A 20,994-nucleotide genomic window follows, 5' to 3' on the forward strand; every position below is an offset into this window, starting at 1 on the left:
GCACGCCTGGCAATTTTCTAACAGTCGCCGTTATATCAGAAACATTTACGATGGAAGAGGATATTGTCGTGGTATTATTGATCAAATATGGCTTTTGTCGATTTGCCTTAAGTGATAATCCCGCCCCAGAACAATCTGGACTTACGGGCATTAAATATCCATTAACATTTTCCGTATAATCCCGACCCGAATGATCTGAACACCCGATCGCTCCATCCTGATACCAATCAAGCGTTTTTCCTGGACTATTCGGCGTGTACCTATACCATGCAAAGTATCCTTGAGCAGTGTCATTTGCTTTCGACTCCACATCTACAGGAGTACCTTCAAAATTTAATCCCGAAGTTCTCCAAGTAGATAAGCCAACTGCTTCCTCAATTGTTTTTACTTTTTGCCCATCCTGAAAAAATGCTAATTCTTTAATTACTTTTCCAATAGGTGCAGCTACAGTAAATGGATTAGTGTTTGCATTTCTAGCATCACTGTAGACAGCTTGATAACCTCCCTGATAGTTAGTAGCATATGTCATATCTCTTGTTTCATCAAATGTTTCCATTACTGCGCTAGCAAATGGCCATTTCATATATTGTATCGGAAAAATCTGAATAGCAAGTAGAATCAGCATAATGATACTTACATACTTTATTTTGAATCGCATTTATTCCCCCCTTTTATTTGCTTAATATTAATTTTTTTGTGTTGCACTATGAAAAATTTCTCTGTTGTAATTTGGCGCCGGTGGTATAGCTGGAGCACTCATAGAAATGGCTACATAACCGTCTGGAATGCTTCTTTTGGAGATAATCAACGCCGGAATATCACCAGCAACATTTGTAAACAACGGCGCAGTACTGCTTAAAATTCCATTAATTCTATCGGTATCTGCATTATCATAAAAACCATACAATGTGATTATAGGTTCATTAAAATCCTCCTTATAGATTGCTGTGTCCTTGTTATAGTCAACATGCCCCTTGAAATAAAGGACATAACTATTCATATACCCTTTAGTGATATAAGGGCTATTTTCATATGACCTGCCGTTGAACCACTTCAATTTGTTGATATCCCCCAACAATCCCAAATTCGGATCATTCGGATCTTCCAAGTCAATAGCTACGATTTGATCGATCGTGCCCTTGTACAGACCGTCCCCTGTTTCCACCGACAAATTTTCAGGATTCCACGGTACACTTTGTTCCCCTCCAAAAATTTCAGGCATAACCGTGAAAATGTTAGTCTTTTTCAGTGCCAGCTCGGCATTGTTCACAGCATATTTGTCCACTTCCAGTTTTCCGCCCGCGTTCACGGTCAGTATCCTCTCGATGATTGTTACGCTTTGCGCTCTTGTCGTTGCTTTATCCGTTCCCAGTTCCCCGCCGGCGAGTCCCTGGATCAGTCCCGTTTTCGTGGCGTTGTACATGAAAGATTTATCATCCATGTGTACGGCTGCATGCTGCAAGTCTTTGGTGGTGGCGCGCACGGCGAGTCTCGCCATTTCCAGGCGGGTTATCGGGGTGTTCCAGTCGCCTGTCGTAAAATCGCTCCATCGGTGGATTCCCGCTTTTACGGCTGAGTTGATGTAAGGTGTGTACCAGCTATCTCTACTTTCCGGTTTGGCAGCGTCAAGCTTTAACGCGGTTACGGCCATTTTCAAAAACTCGGCCCGGCTTATGTTAAGCTCCGGCCTAAAAGCGGCGTCCTCGTAGCCGTCTACGTAGCCTTTTTTGACGGCGGCTGCAATTTGCTTCTCCGCCCAGTGCCCGCTAACGTCGCTTAACGCAACGACTGCGGGCGACTGCGCAGCCGCTTCCGCCGCGCCGGTAATTTCGCTGGCTTCACAGCCGGCGCTGCAAACCGACATCAGTACTGCGAAAGAAATTATTTTTTTCATAAAACGAATCTCCCCTTTTATAAATGTGTGCTGCCTGGCGGCCATTCAAAATGTGACTTCCTGCCATAAAGTATGACACAGCATTTCTGTGAGCGTCTACCATTTTTCTCCAAAATCATCCAATTTAACGCAAAAACGCCCACGTTGTCGTTATAGCTTCATAAGCGACAACATGGGCGGTTCTTCCGCACACATTCGGTATTCTCTTGAACATTAAAATACCATATTGTAACAAAATAATCAATCACTACTTATCTCAAACGATAAATTTTTGCAAAGAAATTTGCAGTTCTTCGGCGAGGCCTGCCAGCGATTTCGCGGAGTTTGCGATCTCTTGCGTCGCAGCTTGCTGCTGCTGACTGGCCGCCGACGCTTCTTGGCTAACGCCGATTCCCGTTTCGGATACGCTGCTCACGACATTCATCACTTCTTCGATCCGCCCGTTCGAATCGGCAAGCTCCCGGATGGCCTGGTTCACGTCTTCCACCTTGACGTTTACTTTTTCAACCGATGCGGCGATGTCGGTGAAAGACTCTTGAGCCTGATCGGAGACGGCCAGTCCCTGCTCCGCTTTGTTCGCCCCGGCCGACATCGACACGACTGCGCGACGGATCTGAGTCTGAATCGTCGCGACCAGGGTCGTGATGTGCCTCGCGGAGGCCGAAGACTGGTCCGCAAGCTTGCGGACCTCCCCCGCAACAACCGCAAAGCCGCGCCCCGCTTCCCCGGCGCGGGCAGCTTCGATCGCCGCATTGAGCGAAAGCAGATTCGTCTGCGCGGCGATTTCGTTAATGGCGCTGACGATGTTGCCGATTTCATCGGCGTTCCGGCCCAGCGCCTCAATGACGGCGTTCACTTCCCGGACGGAGTCGGCAATTTCATGCATTTGTCCGGCTATCGATACGACGGACCGCTTGCCGTTTTGCGCTGCAGCCGTAGCTTCTTGCGCCAGAACGGCGACTTCCTGCACCGAATGATCGATCCTTTTGGTGCTCATCGTCATTTGCCTCACAGCCTCATTCGCCTGGATGACGCCGGCAAACTGCTTCTCAAAATCTTGCGAAAGCCGCAGGCTGGATACTGCAACTTGTCTGGCCGCTTCCGCGCTCTGTCCGGAACCGGCAAGCAGTTCCTCCGAACTGGCGGACAGCGTGATCGCGTTATCTGCCACCTGGGCGACGAGGATTCGCAAGTTTTCCGTCATCGCATTAAAAGCACCTGTCAGACGCCCGACCTCATCTTTGTACGGATAGTCACCTTTAACCGACAAATCGCCGGCAGCCGCTTTCTCCAGCTGAGCCTGCAAACTGCCGATCGGATTCGTCAGCAATACGTTCAATAGCAGAGCATTTCCGGTCAGCACGAGAATCGCCACGATAATCGTAACGACAATGATCGCATGCGCGCGGGCGGAATCTTTCGCATTGCTGTTCCGGAACTGTTTGGCCGCTTCTTCCTTCAATGCCGCCAACTCATTCAGCGCGGCCAAAGTTTGCTCGCTTTGCGGGGAAAGCTGGTTGTTGTACACCTGGTATGCAACCTGATTATTTTTCGTCGCATGTTCGATCGTTGCGGCAAGCAGCTCCCGGTATTTGGCGTTCAACTGCTCAAACTTTTTAAAACCGGCCGACTCCGCTTCATTCAAAGGAACTTCGGACAATTTCGCAGCCAATTCGTCATTGGCTTTTATCGATGCGTCAAGCTGAGCCTGCAGTTTGCTTTTGTACTTCATATCGACGGTCAGCATCATTTCCAAAATTTCCGATTCGGTTTCGTTAAAGCTCGATTTCAACTGGTTGATCCATTGTACGGAGAGCAAGCTTTCCTCATACATGCGGGACGAGTTTTCCGACATTTTATCCATGAAGTAGTAGCCCGTGGAACCAACAATGAGCAAAAAGCCGATCGCAAAGCCGTTCATAAGCATTAATTTAAAACGAAGCCTGAGATTCCGCAGCCCGGACAAACGAAACGCCGCACCGCCCGAAAATAATTGAAACTTCTCCCCCAAAATCCCATCTCCCCTTCCGAATCGCCAATGCGCCAGATGCATGTGAGAAAACATAACACCTTTAATTGACCTACGGTTTATTCTACAAAAACGAATCGGGACTGTAAAGAAAAAACTGGGAGAGAAGCACTAGGGATTATTCCATCTGTCCGGTGTAAGCCGTTTTCAACTGTCGGCGCTGAACCATCAGGTAGGCTACGAAAGCCGCCAAAATTGCGGCAATTCCGGCGATGGACAAGTCTGCAGAAATGCCGGCCTTGGAAATTTGGGTGTAGGCCCCCACCCCTGTCAGCATGAGCCCATTTTCCACAAAATTTTGCACAGCGATCGTTTTGCCGGCTCCTACCATGCCCTGCCCTTTATCCTGCAGTACCGAGTTCATCGGAACGATAAACACGCCGCCGCTGAAGCCGACGAGAAGCAGCAGCCCGATCGTCAGGTACAGGTTGGAAATGACCGTAAACAGCAGGATCGCGCAGATCATCAAAATGCCGAATACGTAGGAGTTGTAATATTTGCGGGCCGGAATCAGCTTGGGCGTCATTAAGGCGCCGATCATGATGCCGATGCCGGTTACCGCGACGAGCATCGATATTCGATCAACCGATTGAATGCCCAAGTGCGCCGGCACCCAATCGATAATAGCCAAACGAACGACGGACGACGCCATCCAAAAGGAGCCTGTGCCCACCAGCGAAAACCGGGTCGTGCGGTCCTTCACCAAAACAAGCAGATCGGACGCGAACGCCCTCGCTTCCCGCATATATTGAATGTGCGGATTGCCGGCAATTCTCGGAATCAGAAGCGTCATGCCCAGCGAAAGGAGATACAAGGAAAGGCAGACGGCAATCGAGCCTGTCAGCGACATTTTTGCTGCGATCCCTCCGCAAACGGAACCCATCAAAATCGCCAGGATGGTGTAGCCTTCGATTTTGGCGTTAGCGCGCAGCAGCTCCGTTTCGGAATGCGTCAGCGTCGGCAGGATGCCGTACTTTGCCGGCGAATATACGGCCGCACCGATACCGACAATGCCGTAGCACACCGCCGGATCGAGATGCGCGAACAGGGCGACGATCCCGGCCGCTTTGATCGCATTGCCGACCAGCAGCACGTGGGCCTTCGGATTTTTATCGGCGAAAGCTCCGACAAACGGGGACAAAATGACAAAAGCCAGAAGAAAAGAAGCCTGCACGACACCGATGTAAAAGTCGGGATACGCATTTTGCTGAATAATAGCCAGCGTAATGAAAAGAATCATGTTATCGGCAAAAGCGGAAAGAAATTGCGTCAGGTACAAAGTTTGCAGCGGTTTGATCCGTTTGATGTTCATGCCGGTTTCGCTCCTGTTCGTAGGTTCCGTTTTAAAAAGCCATTTTCTTCAATGTCACATAATCGACTTTGCCGCTTCCCAGCAGAGGCAGTTTGTCGACAAACCTCAACTCCGAAGGCATATAAATGGGCGACTGCCCCTGCTGTTTCATAAATTCTTTTACTTGCTGGATTTGAGCGCCGGGCTCGTTATGGTAGACGACAATCCGCTCGCCCTTGCGCGTATCCGGGACGCTGACGGCGGCGCAGAGCGCCTGCGGCATTGCTGCCGAAACCAGCTCCTCCACCATGGGAAGCGACACCTTTTCACCGCCGATTTTGGCAAAAGACTGCAGCCTCGCCTGAATCGTGATGTAGCCCTGCTCGTCGATGTGCACGACATCCCCGCAACTGTACCATTCCGGGCTCGGCACAAAACCTTTTTCATGAATCAGATAGCCTTTCATCACGTTCGGCCCTTTCACTAACAGGTTGCCCCCTTGCTCAATTCCTTCCACAGCCTCCAGGCGGCATTCCATACCCGGGAGCAGGCGCCCGACGGTACCCTTTTTCATGTGCATCGGCGTATTCAGCGAAACGACCGGTGCTGTCTCCGTCGTCCCGTACCCTTCCAAAATGCGGATGCCGAACTTATCCATCCAAATTTGACGCACTTCTTCTTTCAGCTTTTCCGCGCCGGCTACGACATATTTAAGCGAATGGGCAAAATCGTACGGATGCGCGGTCCGGGCATAAGCCGCCAAAAACGTGGAAGTGCCGAACAAAATCGTAATGTTCCTATCGTATACGAGCTCGGGAATGACTTTGTAGTGCAGCGGATTCGGGTACAGCACCACTTTCATGCCGGACAAAATCGGCAGCATCGTGCCGGCTGTCAGCCCGAAGGAATGGAACATCGGCATAGCGCCGAGCACGCTGTCGGTCGAATTGAACGCGATGACCGTCCGCGCTTGCAAAATGTTCGCATACACGTTCCGATGTGCGAGCACGACGCCTTTGGGCTTGCTTTCGCTCCCCGAGGTGAAAAGGACGATTTCGTTCCGGTCTTCGCCGACCGGCCCTTTCGCTTGGAGCAGGTAATCTTTGAGCCCGGCAAGCTTGTCGCCCCATGTAATCCCCGCTCTCACATCTTCCAAATAAACCAGGGCAAATCGGCCCTGCGCGGCTTCGATGAAATCGGCCAAGCCCGCTTTTTCCGCAAAAGCTCTGGACGTAAGTATCGTCCGCACGGCAGCCGTTTCGCATGCATCGAGCATCGTCTGCTTGCCTGCGGAGTAGTTCAGGATGGCCGGCGTCAGCCCGAGCCGGAACATCGCGAACAAAGTGATGACATGCGCCGCGGAGTTGGGCAGCAGTACGGCGGCGCGCTGCTGGCCGGCCAGTTCCCGCTTCAGACGGGCAGCCATCGTGTAGGAGCTGACGAGCAGCTTTTTGTAGCTGAAATCGGTGCCGCTTACGAGATCCTCGCAAACCTTGAAAGACTTGCCGTGAACCCCGGCGGCCGCAAGCAGTTCATTGAACAGATTGAGCTGCGGCTTCATCCGGCTTGCGAACAAGTGGTTCTGCATACGGCTGCGGATCAGTTCGGCCGCTCGTTCCTTTTGCACGCGCATCGGAACGCCCTCTTCCGGCTCGACTTGAAACGGCTCGCCGATCTGCATGCTGACCGCGGGAAACCAGCGCTGCCTGAGCTTGCCTTTCAAATAAGAAAGCTTCGAATATTCCAGGCCGTTAATCGCTACCGGCACCATCCGGGCTTGCGATTTTAGAGCGATATAGCCTATGCCGCCGTACACTTTCATCATCGCCCCTGTCGTCGTGACCCTTCCCTCGGGAAATACGACGAGCGGGGTTCCGCTCTGTACGGTTTTGAGCATTTTTCGGACCGAGTACGGATTGAGCGGATCTACCGGAATATGTTCGCGAAACATCAGAATCAAGGAAAAACGTCTGGCAATTTTCGTATTGACGACAAACGCTACTTCTTTCGGCAAAATGAACGCCAGCAGCACCGCATCGAGCAAAGAAACGTGATTCGGAATCAGCACCGTGCGAACGGAAAAATCCAGGCGCTCCATGCCGCTGACGCGAAGCCGGAAGCAAGCGCGAACGAGCGGGTTCAGTATAGGAAGCAGCAGTTTTAAAGCGATATAAAACAGTTGTTTGAGCATGATGGCAACCTCCTAAAGGCACATCTTAATACCTGGTCTTAATTCTATTGTATGTATTTCCGGCGCCGCGAGTAGTACTAACTTTGCGTAGTACCTTGATTGCAGCCCGTGGAATCGACTAGCGTGTCGGACGGGAGTTTGGTTCAGGTTCGCAAAAGAGCTTGCGATTGGTTGTGCATCTTTTCGGCCCTTGGCGATTTTGCAGAATATTCCCTGCAATCATGGAGGGCTTTTGCCGTCCAAGACGACATGTGCTCGACCGATCGCCGTCATGCAGCGCAATACCGTGCGCTGAGAACTGTGCGCGATGCGGCCGTGGTCGTCCGTTAAGCGGCTTGGCAAGCCGAATGCTTGCGAAAATCAGATTGTTGATAAAGTGACTGAGTAGAGGAACCAGAGGGAACGTTAGGCGCTCTTCGCCAACCTATGCTTCTCCTGCACGGGTTGGGGATCTGCGGGGAGACAAACGCGGCTTGGCAGGCAAAAACCTGCGAAAGTGCAGGCTTTTTCCGGGAAAACGGTTCGTTTTGGCGAAATTCCTGCGATTGTGCAGGAATTTTCCACGCAAACGGACCTTAGCCCACGTTCGCGGCGAAAAGCCTGCACATTTGCAGGAATTTGTCGCTGCTAGCGTATCCATCGAGCAAAAAGATGTACTTTTGCAGGTTTTCTTCGCGCAACCAGGCAGGGGCTGCGATCGACACCGGCATATGGGCCTCCCGGCAGCCTGATTTTTGCAGGAATGTTTCGCTGCAAGCGTGTCAGCAAGCAAAAAGCCGCTCGCGATTTCTCGCAAGCGGCCGTCGGCCTATATGGCGGCAGTCAACCCCATACACTATCTCAATTCAATCGGCGTGGACTCCACTCTATTGAAAGTTTCTCCGTCAGTGGAGCCGTCGATCAGAAAATCGATCGTCTTGACGTCATCCAGATTCGTTTTCACCGGAACGACAATTTTTCCTTTTCTGACCTGTTGGGTCGTATAGGTGCCGTCAAAATCGTCCGAATAATCGTTAGGATTGCTTATTTCCGCGATTTCGTCGAGGTTCAACCGGATCTGCCCTTTTTTCGGGTACCACTTTAATTTGGTGTACGCATTATTCGTAATCGTAACATCGAAAATAACCGCATTAATCGGTGTCGGGGTTTTGTTGTTGCGGTAGGACGTGTCCAATGTGACTTTCGATATTTGCATCAACAAAGAGCCTGACCATATGACGCTGTTCACTTCAAACGACCTCGTTTTTTTAATATTGATCGTTCTGGACTCCTCGTCCCAATTCACATTCGCGCCCAACGCTTCGGAAACTACCCGCAAAGGCACGTAACTGGAGCCGTCAATAATTTGAACGTCGGCATTAACTTGCTTTCCGTGAATGAACAGCCGGATATCGGATGCGGCCTGCACGCCAATTCCGATTCCAAAGATCAGTACGCCCGCCATACAAGCGGCAATCAGCTTTTTGTTCATCTTCCTCTCTCTCCTTTATACTGGTATTTCCAATAATTCGACAAAAAGCGATTTTTTCCTGCAAAGCAAAAAAAGCCCTGAGCTTCCACATCTCAATCCGTGGATCAGCGCTTTTTTGTTCATGCAAAATGTTTCGGTTGGGCTTGCGGCTGTCACCGCTGTTCCCTGAGCAGCCCCGCCAACCGGGCCGGATAATCCGTGATGATCCCCGACACTCCGGCTCCGATCAGCCTGCGGTAATCCTCCACCAGGTTAACCGTGTACGGATACACTTGAAGCTCCGCCGCCTCCGCGCCGTGCACATCCGCCTTGCCGATCCCTTCAAAGTGGGGGTGCAGCGAGTACACTTCCACACCGAGCAGCTGCGCATAAGCGGCGTGGTCGATCAAATTGCCTACGTACAGCAGTCCGATCCGCGCTTCCGGCTCCGCCTGCTTCAGACGTTTGACGCATTTATGATCGAACGAAGAAATAACGACGTCGTCCAGTCTGCCGCTTTTATGCAAAAAAGCCAGCAGCGCCTGCTCCATCCGTCCTTCATAAGCAAGCTTCACTTCCACGTTGATCAGATAGCCCGGCGGAATCAGCTCGAACACTTCCCGAAGCAGCGGCACCCGCTCCTCGTTGTAAGCTTCGCCAAACCATGATCCCGCATCCAGGCGCTTGATCTCCCCGGCCGTCTGCTCGCAGATAAGCCCGCTGCCGTTAGTCGTGCGGTTCAGCGTTGGATCGTGACAAACGACGATTTCCCCGTCTTTGGAAAGATGCACATCCAGCTCAATGCCCTGTGCCCCCTGCTGCAGCGCAAGCGCAAAGGAAGCCAGCGTATTCTCCGGCGCTTCTCCGGCAGCGCCCCTGTGGCCGATGATTAAAGGCTTGTGTCCGCTCATCATCCAACACTCCTGACAAATGATAGTAAACTGCTTTTCTCCAATTATAGTAGAGTTTGCCTTCCTGTGCACAGTTAAGAATTAATAAACGCAATGTACGACGGCAAAAGATACCTAATAATGGGAAAATACACAATTTTTAATATTTTTTTAACACTGGTCAAATATAGGGCTTATACACTAAAAACGGTCAATTAACGAATTGCCGACCTATTCTAGGAGGATGCTAATGAATACGATTGATAGAGATGTAGTTCTCTCACCGCCGGCTGTTCGCGTTCGCCGCAAGGCCGGAACACGATCCGCTTTTAAATGGCAAGATAACCTTCTCGGTTATTTCTTCCTGTCTCCCTCGATCCTGTTGTTTGCGATATTTCTGTTCTACCCTCTTTTGCAATCGGTCTATCTCAGCTTCCATGAAACAGATCCGCGCGGCCGAGTCGCAGGTTTCGTGGGATTGGACAATTTCGTCGATATTTTCACGTCGGAACGGTTTTATACAAGTCTAAAAGTGACCGGCGCCTTTACGCTGCTCACGGTTCCAACCGGCATTGCGCTGGCGCTGCTGCTCGCTGCGCTGACTCACAACCGCCTGAAGGGCATGCGCTTTTTCCAGTTCATGTTTTTGCGAACCAGGGCGCAGAATACGTGAACAACGGCAACGGCCGGACCGCCCCGGCTACCGAATCGCTCGTAAACAGCGACGCAGGCGTAAACACATTGACCTGGTGGAAGCAAATGGTCGACAACAGAACGACTTCCAACCTCGGCCGCAAAACCAATGACACGAAAAAAGCGTTCGCTGCCGGTCAAATCGCAATGACACTCGACACCACCGCTTCGCTTCGCGGAATCGTCAGCTGCGCCGAAGGCAAATTCCAGGTCGGAACCGGCTTTTCGCCAAAGTCTGCCGATGCCAAAGACGGCGGTGTCATCGTAGGCGGAGCGAGCCTGTACATCTTGAACAACAAATCGAAAGCCGAGCAAAAAGCGGCCTGGGAATTCATCAAGTTCCTGGCAACGCCGCAAACGCAAGCGTATTGGCACGTCAATACAGGCTACTTCCCAATCACGAAAAAAGCGTATGACGAGCAGCTCGTGAAAGACAACCTCGCCAAATATCCGCAGTTCCAAACTGCGATCAATCAGCTTCACAACACCAAATTGAACAAAGCGACGCAAGGCGCCGTCATGGGCGTATTCCCGGAAGCCCGCCAAATCGTCGAAGGCGCGATTAAAGAAGCGCTCGACGGCGCAGCCAAGAGCATCACTGAAAAAATCGCCGCCTATAACAAAACCGTAAAATAAGCGGTCATAAAAAGGAGCACACAGGCTGACGACAGCCAGGTGCTCCTTTTTTTTAGCAATATTGCGATTGACAGTTGTTCCCCTACTTATTATCATGAATTTATATTCATAATTATGAATAAATATTCAATTTATATGTAGGAGAACTCATGAATCATATATTGTCTCTAAAAGAATTATCAGCGTCAGAAATCCGCGCTATCGTCGAAGCCGGGCTGGATCTGAAAGCTCACCCTGATAAATACGCATCCGCCTGCGCCAACAAAGGACTTCTTATGTTGTTTCAAAAAACTTCAACCCGAACTTATCTCTCATTTCATGCAGGGATTCAACAGTTGGGTGGAAATCCGATTCAAATGGAATGGGAGAAAAGCAATTTCAGCCTTTCTCCCATTCGGTATGAAGCAAAATATGTATCGCGCAATTGCGACCTGATTATGGCTCGGCTCAAGAAGCACGAAGACCTGCTGCAGCTTGCCGAGGCTTCAGCCGTCCCTGTAATTAACGGATGCTGCGACAAATATCACCCTTGCCAAGCGTTGGCCGATTTGATGACGATTTATGAGACTATCGGATCTTTTGAGGGCGCTACTCTAACCTATGCCGGCATCCATAATAACGTCGCCAACTCGTTAATTGCCGGGTGTATGAAGCTGGGCGTACGGCTGATCCTGGTGACGCCGATCATCAATGAAGCTTCCTGGGACGAACAGCTTATGCAGGAAGCGCGTGCCAGCGGGTTTATTTTTCATATGGACGATCTCAAGGAAGCCGTCTCACAATCCGATTTTGTTTACGCGGATACCTGGATCGATATGGAGTTTTTCCATCACCCCGGCTATCAAGAGGAAAAACAGCGCCGCATTGCAGTAATGCTGCCCTATCAAATCAACCGCAGCAATCTCGGTTCCAACTCGCCCTACATCATGCACGACATGCCGATTCATCCCGGTTATGAGATTGAGGAGGCGCTTATCGAATCGGAGAAATCGATCATTTTCCAGCAGGCGGACAACAGACGTCACGTTCAAAAAGCGCTGATGCTGCACTTGCTGGGCTGAGTTTCTTTTCGCAGCTTATGCCTGAATGACGTATACTTCGCCTTTGCGTGCCTGAAATGTCGTGATTCCGGGTTGCTCCGTCCGCTCCCCGATATCTTCCGCACCGTTCAGCTTGCTAATTCGCAGCTTCTCGGGAGATCGAAGCTTGCAAATCGCATCGCGGTCCGCTTTGATCACACTTTGGGTCAGGCGGCCGTCCTTCCAGGCGATGTCGATTTCATAGCCGCCTCTGGCGCGTAAGCCTTTGACCGAACCGGTTGCCCATCCGCACGGAAGCGCCGGCAGCAGCCGGATTTCGCCGTTATGGCTTTGCAGCAGCATTTCCGCTATGCCTGCGGTGCCTCCGAAATTGCCGTCGATTTGAAATGGCGGATGCGCGTCGAACAAATTCGGGTACGTCGATTTCGCCAGCATCGTCTTCACGTAGCGGTGAGCCTGCTCCGCATCGCCCAGGCGCGCCCAGACGTTGATGATCCAGGCGCAGCTCCAGCCCGTATGCCCGCCCCCGTTAAGCAGTCTGCGCTCGAGAGAGCGGCGGACCGCCTGAGCCAGCGCGGGCGTGTCCAGCAGATCGATTTCGCTCCCCGGATAAAATCCGTATAAATGCGAAATGTGCCGGTGCCCGGGAGATTCTTCGGCAAAATCGGCCGACCATTCCTGCAACTCGCCGGCAGGACCGATCTTGTAAGGCAGCAGGCGGGAAGCGGCGCTCTCCAATTGCGCACGGAAATCCGCATCCACGCCCAATAGTTCGGCGGCCTGCACGACCTGCGCAAACAGCTCGCGCATTATCGCCATATCCATCGTAGTCGCAACGCTGACGCTGCATTTGGTTCCATCCTCCGCGAGAAACATATTCTCGGGCGTAGTCGACGGCGAAGTGACGAGGTATCCGCTCCCATCCTCGATCAGCCAATCAAGGCAGAACAATGCCGCTTCCTTCATAGGCCGGTACGCTTCCCGCTCCAAAAACGACAAATCCCCGGTAAACAAATAATGCTCCCAAAGGTGCCTGCTCAGCCATGCGCCGCTCATCGGCCAGAACGCCCAGCTTGCCGAACCGGATACCGGCGAAGTGTGCCGCCAAAGATCGATATTGTGACAAGCCGTCCACCCCCGGCAGCCGAATTGAACGTCGGCCGTCTTCTGGCCGCTCTCGCTTAATTCCTGTACAAACCGGAAAAGCGGCTCATGGCATTCGCTTAAATTCGTTATTTCGGCAGGCCAGTAGTTCATCTGCGTATTAATGTTAACCGTGTAGTTGCTGCGCCACGGCGGGCGGATGTCCTTGTTCCATATGCCCTGCAAATTAGCCGGCTGCGTTCCCGCCCTGGAACTGGCGATCAGCAAGTAACGCCCATACTGGAACAAAAGCGCTTCAAGGCCGGGATCGTCGGCTCCCGCTTGCACCAGTTTAAGCCGTTCGTCCGTCGGCAGCTCCGCCGCACCGGAACTTCCCAGGTCCAACTCCACCCGATGAAACAACCCGCTATAATCGGCGATATGCCGCTGTTTCAACTCCTCGTACGAATACGCGCCGGCAGCCGCCAAAATGCTATGGCAAATGGCCGCAGCGTCTTTGCCTGCCTGGACAGGATCCCGGTCGTAACCGTTAAAGCTCGTTGCCGCAGTCAATAAATAAGTGACGGCATCTGCGTCCGTCAACGTATGCTCGGATCGCTCGTTCACAGCTTGCGAACCGCCTTCCGCCACAGCTTGCAAGCCGATTTCGAACAGCATGCCCTTGCCGTCGTATGTAATTTCAGGCCAGATCCGGGAAGGAGCGGCTCCTTTCACCTGCAGCGCGCCGGCTTCCGCAGTGGTGGAGAACGGATGCGGACTGTCTATGGATGCCGTCACATTCAACCGTCCGGGTGGATCGGCCTGCACTCTGACGACCAGCACCTGATCCGCAGCGGAAATAAACGCTTCCCGCGTGAACCGCACGCCGTCCTGCTCGTAGCTGACCCGCGCAATCGCCGTCTCCAGATCCAGCTCGCGTTCGTAGCCGCTGATTGCCCCCCCGCTGCCCGTGCGGATCCGCAGATCTCCAAGCGGCTGATACGCTTCACTGTCCTGGCCGAGCATATGCGTCTCGACGATATCCTGCGCACTCGCATATGCGCCGGCCCGCAGAGCTTCCCTGGCTTCTTCCAAATGGCCGAGCGCCTTATAATTGAGCTTGTCCTGCGGATATCCGGACCACAGCGTGTCTTCATTCAGCTGGAACAGCTCCTCGTGCGTCCCGCCGAATACCATCGCGCCCAGCCGTCCGTTTCCAATCGGAAGCGCCTCCGTCCATTCGTTCGCAGGCTGCCTGTACCACAATCTCCTATTTTTCAGGTTCACAAACATGCTCCTTTCAGCCTTGTGTTATCGGTAACCCAAATTGATAAAAAAAACCGCTGACAGCTGTAACGAGTTCATTTTATAACGATTTCCAGCTTTGTACAACGAAAAAAACTCCTCGTGAGCAAGACGGCGGCTTCCGTGAACCACCGCTTTGCTCACAAGGAGCTATTCATCCAAAATCAAGCGAGAATTTCATCTATTTTTCGGATAATTTCGGCCGGGAGCGTGACGCCGGACGCTTTCACGTTGTCTTCCAGCTGCTCGACCCGCGTCGCGCCTACGAGCGCGCTGGCGACGCCCGGTTGTCGAAGCACCCAAGCCAGCGCCAGCGTCGACATCGATAGGCCGAGTTCGTCCGCGACGCCTGCCAGTTGCTCCACCTTGTCCAGGTGGCTTTCGCTCAGAAATTTGCCGATCGACGAATTCGCTGTCGGATCGCTCGCCCGGCTTCCTTCGGGAAGCTTCCCGCCTTTACGGTATTTGCCTGTTAGCACACCTTGCGCCAAAGGCGAAAATACGACCTGCGAGATGCCGTTCTTCTCGCTGACCGGCAGCACCTCGGCTTCAATGCCGCGGTGAAACATGTTGTACTGCGGCTGGTTCACGACGACCCGGTCAAGCAAGTATTTGTCGGCGGTCCGCAAACCCTCCTGAATTTGCGCCGCCGTCCATTCGCTTACGCCGACGTACAGCACTTTGCCCTGGCGGACCATATCATCAATCGTGCGCAGCGTTTCATCGACAGGCGTCTCCGGATCGTAGCGGTGGCAGTAAAAAATATCAACATAATCGGTCTGCAAACGCCGCAGACTGGCATGAATTTGCTCGAAAACGTGTTTGCGCGAGAGTCCCCTGTCGTTCGGGCCCGCTCCCATCGGCCAAAAAGCTTTCGTCGCAAGCACATAAGAATCGCGCGAATAAGCTTTCAAAGCTTTTCCGAGCAATATTTCCGCTTCGCCCTGCGCATACACATTCGCCGTATCCAAAAAGTTAACGCCCAGCTCGAACGCCCTGCGAGTCAGCTTCGCTACCGTTTCCTCGGCGACGGAATTCCCGTAGGTCAGCCAGCTTCCCAGACTGATTTCGCTAACTTTCAGTCCGCTTCTTCCCAATTTACGGTATTTCATCATGAACCGGCCTCTTTTCTTTACATAATTTTCATCCAAAAACGAAAAGTATCGATTGCCGTATGTACCGGAGCTGCCCGACTGCCACTTCAATGTAAACGCTTTAAACGCGCGTTTAATTACAGCTCGTTTATTCACATTATAGATGGTATACTAGGCATCAAGTATCAGTTTTTCAACCTATACTATCAAGATTCCAACTTTTCGGATCAGCTGTATTTCCTGGGAGGTCTGCCTTGTGTCCATCCTGCAATTTACCGCTCCGCCGCTTCCGCATTACATTTCGGGCGGCTACAGCGTAGCTCAAATAGGCAGAAAACATCCCGAACGCTACAAGCTCGGCGAATTTGACCTGCTTGTAGTGGACAAGGGCTGCCTTTATGTCGGCGAGGAAGACCGCCATTACGAGGTTGCGGAAGACTACGCCCTCATTCTCCGGCCCGACCTTCATCATTATCCGACTGAAGGCAACCGCAGCCCAACCGGAACGTACTGGCTACACTTCCAAACTACGGGCTCGTGGCAAGCAGTCGAGGAGAACAGCCAAAGTTCTTCAACCGGCCACGCAGAAAACAATTTCATGCTGCAAACTTTTCAAATTCAAGTTCCACAGTTCACGAAGCTGCTCCAGCCCTCCAAAATGTACGAAAGTTTGAATCAGTTGATCGGGTTGGAAAAGAACTCCCACCAAAGCTGGGTGCGCTGGAAGCAGCAAATTATTTTCCAGGAAATAATGGAGCAGCTCAGCGCCTCCCTGAATTCAACGACCGCCAAACCGGCAGCGGCGGTTGCCCATCAGGCCGCCACTTATTTGCGGCTCCATTACCGCGAAGGAATTACCGCTCAGGAGCTTGGCGAAGCGATTAATTTTCATCCGGTCTATATCGCCCGCTGCATGCAAAAGGAGTTCGGCTGTTCACCCATGGACTATTTATTGCATTACCGCGTTGAACAGGCAAAGCTGCTTTTGCTGCAAACCGATCTACCCGTCGCCTACATTGCGGAAGAAGTCGGATTCAACCATGCCGCTTATTTCACATCCTGCTTTTCGAGATACGAAGGCATTACCCCGCGCACCTACCGGCAGCGCTTTTCAAAAAAATAATTTCCCGGTATTGCCATATGCCCCTACTTGGGATATACTTCTTAACAACATTCATAACCGGATCATGCCTGTGATGAGAATCCAACTCGGAGGCGTTTTCGCCAAGATAGACGCTGCGTCGATTCTAAGTTAACCGGACCCGCCCGTTACCGCGGAACCAAGAGGAGGAACGAAGTTCCTCAATTTGGGTGGCACCGCGAGCAAGCGCTCCTCGTCCCAATCGGATGAGGGCGCTTTTTGTTTTTTATTCGATATACGGGAGGAATCATGAGATGGCTGAAAGATTGTACAATTTTAACCCGGGTCCGGCTGCGCTGCCGCTCGAAGTGCTGGAACAAGCGAAAGAACAATTCGTCGACTACCAAGGCAAAGGAATTTCACTACTGGAAATGTCGCACCGCAGCAAAGAAGTGGAGCAGTTGAACGACGAAACGCAGCAGCTCCTGCTGCAAGCTTTGGGGCTCGACGACGGCAAGTATCACACGCTCTTTATGGGCGGCGGCGCAAGCACCCAGTTTGCATTAATTCCGCTTAACTTCCTGCAAGAGGGAACAACGGCCAGCTACGCGCTCACCGGCAGCTTTGCGGAAAAAGCTTGCAAAGAAGCCGCCCAAGTAGGCCCGGTCCATGTTGCGGCAAGCTCGCGCGAGCAGGAATGGCGCCACATTCCAAAGCTGGCGGCAAGCGACTTGGCCCCTTCGTCGGCTTACGTCCATATCACGACGAACAACACCATCGAAGGATCGCGCTATGCTGAAATACCGTCGGTCGGGGCGGTCCCGCTGATCGGCGATATGACCAGCGACATTCTCAGCCGGAAGCTGGATTTTCAGCGTTTTTCCCTGATCTACGCGGGCGCGCAAAAAAATCTCGGGCCTGCCGGCGTAACGGCCGTCATCATCCGCGAAGATTTGCTGGAGCAGGCGTCGAAGCGGATTCCGGCGATTCTCCGCTACGGAACTTTTGCCAAAGACAGGTCGCTTTACAATACGCCGCCGGTGCATGCCATCTACATGATGAACCTTGTGTTAAAATGGTTTTTCCGGCAGGGAGGCCTGGAACAGCTCGAAAAGCAAAACGCGGCCAAAGCCGGCCTGCTCTACAGCGTAATTGACGCCAGCGGCGGATTTTACAAAGGCATCATCGATCCGGCCGACCGGTCCCATATGAATATCACTTGGCGAATGAAAGACGAAGCGCTGGAACGCAAGTTCGTCCGGGAGTCCGAGCTGAACGGCTTCGAAGGCCTGGCAGGACACCGCAGCGTTGGCGGTTTGCGCGCATCCGCTTATAACGCAGTACCCGAGGAAGCGTGCAGAGCGCTCGCCGATTTTATGACCGATTTTCAAAAAAGACACGGTTGACCGCTTTTCGCCATATTTCGCGCCGGCATTTTGACAAAGCGGCTTCCTTGCTTCTAGAATAGTGGGTAAGATTGCTAACTAAAGAAAAGAGTGAGCCCTCACATGAGCAACGAATTGGTCAAAAAACTCCGCTTGGCAAGCTGCAAGCGGGCTTTGATTTTGAATGCGCCTGAAGGTTATATCGCATCGCTAGGCCCTCTGCCTGAGGATGTGCAGGCATCCGAGCAAAAAGAAGCCGATCACGCTTACGATTTTGTGCAAGTTTTTCTCCATAGCGCCGCTGAAGTGCAAAGCCTAGCGCCCATCGCGATCCAGGCCGTCGCCCCGGACGGTTTGCTGTGGATGTGCTACCCGAAAGGTACGGGAAAAATAAAAACCGACATTAACCGGGATTCCGGGTGGCAGCCGGTTTACGACCTACAGTACGAAGGCGTCTCCCTCATCTCCCTGGACGACACTTGGTCAGCCATGCGTTTTCGGCACGCAAGCCAGGTAAAAGCGACGAGAAGCCAGCACACAACAGACCGCTCGGCGGACGCCGACAAAGCCGCGGCAAGCGCCGACAAAACCGTCGTCGTGCCGGACGATCTGGCTGTGGCATTTGCCGCCAGCCCCGAAGCCTTCGCGTTCTACGAAACGCTGTCGTACACGAACCGCAAAGAATACGTCCGCTGGATCACCGACGCCAAACGTGAAGAAACGCGCCGCACCCGCGTTGAAAAAACAATCGACAAGCTGTCGCGGGGCGTTAAAAATCCGACACTAAAAGAGTAAGGCCGAACAGCCGGCGTGGCCGTGGGATGGTTTAGCGGTACGCATAGCCTGCACGACCGTTCGGGAAACGGCTTAGCGGCTCGCATACCCTGCTCGGCCGTTCGTGGAACGGCTTGGCGCCACGCAAAACTTGCTCGGCCGTTCGTGGAACGGCTTGGCAGCTCGCAAAACCTGCTCGGCCGTTCGGGAAACGGCTTGGCAGCTCGCAAAACCTGCTCGGCCGTTCGGGAAACGGCTTGGCAGCTCGCAAAGCCTGCAAAAGTGCAGGCTTTTTCGGCTGAATATGCTTGTTTTGGCGAAAAGCCTGCGATTGTGCAGGAATTTCCGCTCTTGATTGGCTGAACCCTGCTTAATAGCCAAAAAAAACTGCAGATTTGCAGGAATTTCCTGAAACAAGCCTATCAACACACAAAAAGATGTACTTTTGCAGGTTTTTTGGACGTTGCTAGTGATTGCTGGATTGGTGGGTTTATACAGGTAGCTAGTGATTGCTAGGTTGATGGGTTTATTCTACTCTGGATTAATTTACCGAAGCAGCCGCAAACTACTTGTGCGACAGCCTCGCCCCGTTTCGAAAGTGAGCAGCAGCGTGGGTGGGTGGGGAAGCCGGTTCGCCAACCGGAATACCGTTCCATGCGTTGCCGCGCTGCATCGAACTCAAACGCTAAAAAAGTCCCGAAGGATCGGCTCCACGGCCAATCTTTCGGGACTTTTTCTAATTTATTATTTAAGCTGATGAATCGGATGGCCCAAAGCGCCTTCTGCTGCATCCATCACCATTTCCGTCAATGTCGGATGCGCATGGATGGTCAATGCGATGTCTTCCAGGGTGGCTCCCATTTCAATCGCCAAGCCAAGCTCGCCGATCAGGTTGGATGCTTCCGGACCGACAACTTGCCCGCCCAGCAGGATGCCCGTATCTTTGTCGCCGACCAGTTTGACGAAGCCTTGGCCTGCGTTCAGCGAGTTCGCGCGGCCGTTGGCTGCGTAAGGGAACTTGCCGATCGCTACATTGTAGCCTTGCGCTTTCGCTTCGGTTTCGTTCAAACCGACGCTGGCAATTTCCGGATCGGAGAATACGACCGCCGGGATCGCCTTATAGTCGATTACGCTCGGATGACCGGCAATCACTTCAGCCGCCACTTTTGCTTCGTAGGAAGCTTTGTGCGCCAAAGCCGGACCCGGAACGATATCGCCGATCGCGAAAATATGCGGAATGCTCGTGCGGCATTGATTGTCGATCTCGACCAAACCGCGTTCTGTCAGCTTCAGGTTGATCAGATCCAAGCCGAGCTCGCCGTCCGTGTTCGGACGGCGGCCAACCGTTACAAGCACGTAATCGGCCGTAACTTGCTTTTCCTCGCCTTTGACAGTGAACGTAACCGTCACGTCGTTGTCCGTTTTGGTGCAGCTTTGCGCCAACGCTTCAGTATGCACCTCAACGCCTACTTTGTCCAGGTTGCGGGCAACCAGTTTGGACATTTCTTTTTCAAAGCCCGGCAGCACGCTGTCAGAGCCTTCCAGAACAGTTACTTTTGTACCGAACTTCGCGTACGTTTGGCCCAGCTCGATGCCGATATAGCCGCCGCCGATGACGATCATGCTTTTCGGAATTTCCGGCAGGTTAAGCGCCTCTGTCGAGGAGATGATTCTGCCGCCGAACGGGAATGCTTTCAACTCGATCGGACGGGAGCCCGTCGCGATGATGCAGTGCTGGAAGCGGTAGCGCGGAGCTTCCTGCTCATTGAATACACGCGCTTCATGCTCGTTGATGAACATGACTTCGCCCTGGAACATCTGGATTTTGTTGCCTTTGAGCAATGCGCTGACGCCGCCTGTTTGCTTTTTGACGATGCCGTTTTTCCATTCCTGCACTTTGGCGAAATCCACTTTCACATTTTCAACCGAGATGCCCATGCTGTCGGCATGAAGGGCATGCTCGTATTGATGCGCAGCGGAGATCAAAGCTTTGGAAGGGATACAGCCGCGGTTCAGACATACGCCGCCCCATTCCGATTTATCTACGATCAATACGCTTTTGCCGAGCTGCGCGGCGCGGATGGCGGCCACATAGCCGCCCGGACCCGCACCGATAACCAATACGTCAATATCTAAAGAAGCGTCTCCTACTACCATA

Annotated in this window: 15 protein-coding genes and 1 pseudogene; 6 read left to right on the forward strand and 10 right to left on the reverse strand. The window is 52.6% G+C overall.

Annotated features, from left to right (window positions below):
• Positions 1–685: 685 nt before the first annotated feature.
• The 7 genes from AC3G2T_RS03435 to AC3G2T_RS03465 all read right to left on the reverse strand — a co-directional run bounded on the left by AC3G2T_RS03435 (position 686) and on the right by AC3G2T_RS03465 (position 9,769).
• Positions 686–1,894, reverse strand: a complete 1,209-nt coding sequence (locus tag AC3G2T_RS03435) for an S-layer homology domain-containing protein (RefSeq protein ID WP_488434542.1) — start codon at positions 1,892–1,894, stop codon at positions 686–688.
• A 256-nt stretch (positions 1,895–2,150) separates the two neighbouring features.
• A complete protein-coding gene (locus AC3G2T_RS03440) occupies positions 2,151–3,905 on the reverse strand; it encodes a methyl-accepting chemotaxis protein (RefSeq protein ID WP_488434543.1) in 1,755 nt (584 codons plus the stop codon).
• Between the two features lie 136 nt (positions 3,906–4,041).
• On the reverse strand, positions 4,042–5,235 hold the full coding sequence (lplT, locus tag AC3G2T_RS03445) for a lysophospholipid transporter LplT (RefSeq protein WP_488434544.1): 1,194 nt from the start codon (positions 5,233–5,235) through the stop codon (positions 4,042–4,044).
• Between the two features lie 31 nt (positions 5,236–5,266).
• Complete coding sequence (locus AC3G2T_RS03450) at positions 5,267–7,405, reverse strand: AMP-binding protein (protein WP_488434545.1); 2,139 nt, start codon at positions 7,403–7,405, stop codon at positions 5,267–5,269.
• A gap of 575 nt (positions 7,406–7,980) precedes the next feature.
• The gene (locus AC3G2T_RS03455; protein ID WP_488434546.1) at positions 7,981–8,115 is read right to left on the reverse strand and encodes a hypothetical protein; all 135 of its coding nucleotides are present in this window, start codon (positions 8,113–8,115) and stop codon (positions 7,981–7,983) included.
• A 125-nt stretch (positions 8,116–8,240) separates the two neighbouring features.
• Complete coding sequence (locus tag AC3G2T_RS03460) at positions 8,241–8,876, reverse strand: stalk domain-containing protein (protein ID WP_488434547.1); 636 nt, start codon at positions 8,874–8,876, stop codon at positions 8,241–8,243.
• A 152-nt stretch (positions 8,877–9,028) separates the two neighbouring features.
• Positions 9,029–9,769: a glycerophosphodiester phosphodiesterase gene (locus AC3G2T_RS03465; RefSeq protein WP_488434548.1), complete on the reverse strand. Its 741-nt coding sequence runs from the start codon at positions 9,767–9,769 to the stop codon at positions 9,029–9,031.
• Between the two features lie 226 nt (positions 9,770–9,995).
• Between AC3G2T_RS03465 and AC3G2T_RS03470 the strand changes: the two genes are divergently transcribed.
• From AC3G2T_RS03470 to AC3G2T_RS03480, 3 genes and pseudogenes are all read left to right on the forward strand, one after another.
• The gene (locus tag AC3G2T_RS03470) at positions 9,996–10,418 is read left to right on the forward strand and encodes a carbohydrate ABC transporter permease (protein ID WP_488434549.1); all 423 of its coding nucleotides are present in this window, start codon (positions 9,996–9,998) and stop codon (positions 10,416–10,418) included.
• Positions 10,376–11,074: pseudogene (locus AC3G2T_RS03475) on the forward strand (extracellular solute-binding protein); the annotation flags it as partial. The gene AC3G2T_RS03470 and the pseudogene AC3G2T_RS03475, both read left to right, overlap by 43 nt.
• A gap of 149 nt (positions 11,075–11,223) precedes the next feature.
• A complete protein-coding gene (locus AC3G2T_RS03480; protein WP_474680336.1) occupies positions 11,224–12,135 on the forward strand; it encodes a Rossmann-fold NAD(P)-binding domain-containing protein in 912 nt (303 codons plus the stop codon).
• 15 nt (positions 12,136–12,150) lie between these two features.
• Here AC3G2T_RS03480 and AC3G2T_RS03485 read toward each other — a convergent pair whose 3' ends face one another.
• Together AC3G2T_RS03485 and AC3G2T_RS03490 are read right to left on the reverse strand one after the other, a co-directional pair.
• On the reverse strand, positions 12,151–14,490 hold the full coding sequence (locus AC3G2T_RS03485) for a glycoside hydrolase family 95 protein (protein WP_488434550.1): 2,340 nt from the start codon (positions 14,488–14,490) through the stop codon (positions 12,151–12,153).
• 176 nt (positions 14,491–14,666) lie between these two features.
• A complete protein-coding gene (locus AC3G2T_RS03490; RefSeq protein WP_474680689.1) occupies positions 14,667–15,614 on the reverse strand; it encodes an aldo/keto reductase family protein in 948 nt (315 codons plus the stop codon).
• A 238-nt stretch (positions 15,615–15,852) separates the two neighbouring features.
• Here AC3G2T_RS03490 and AC3G2T_RS03495 point away from each other — a divergent pair, with 238 nt between their 5' ends.
• From AC3G2T_RS03495 to AC3G2T_RS03505, 3 genes are all read left to right on the forward strand, one after another.
• A complete protein-coding gene (locus AC3G2T_RS03495; RefSeq protein ID WP_488434551.1) occupies positions 15,853–16,719 on the forward strand; it encodes a helix-turn-helix transcriptional regulator in 867 nt (288 codons plus the stop codon).
• A gap of 272 nt (positions 16,720–16,991) precedes the next feature.
• Entirely contained in the window at positions 16,992–18,083 is a 1,092-nt protein-coding gene (gene serC, locus AC3G2T_RS03500) for a 3-phosphoserine/phosphohydroxythreonine transaminase (protein WP_474680339.1), read from the forward strand.
• A 102-nt stretch (positions 18,084–18,185) separates the two neighbouring features.
• Entirely contained in the window at positions 18,186–18,857 is a 672-nt protein-coding gene (locus AC3G2T_RS03505; protein ID WP_488434552.1) for a YdeI/OmpD-associated family protein, read from the forward strand.
• A gap of 723 nt (positions 18,858–19,580) precedes the next feature.
• Here the strand turns inward: AC3G2T_RS03505 and lpdA are convergent.
• Entirely contained in the window at positions 19,581–20,993 is a 1,413-nt protein-coding gene (gene lpdA / locus AC3G2T_RS03510; RefSeq protein ID WP_474680341.1) for a dihydrolipoyl dehydrogenase, read from the reverse strand.
• Between the last annotated feature and the right edge of the window lies 1 nt (position 20,994).

This window comes from Paenibacillus sp. sgz302191 (assembly GCF_057749925.1).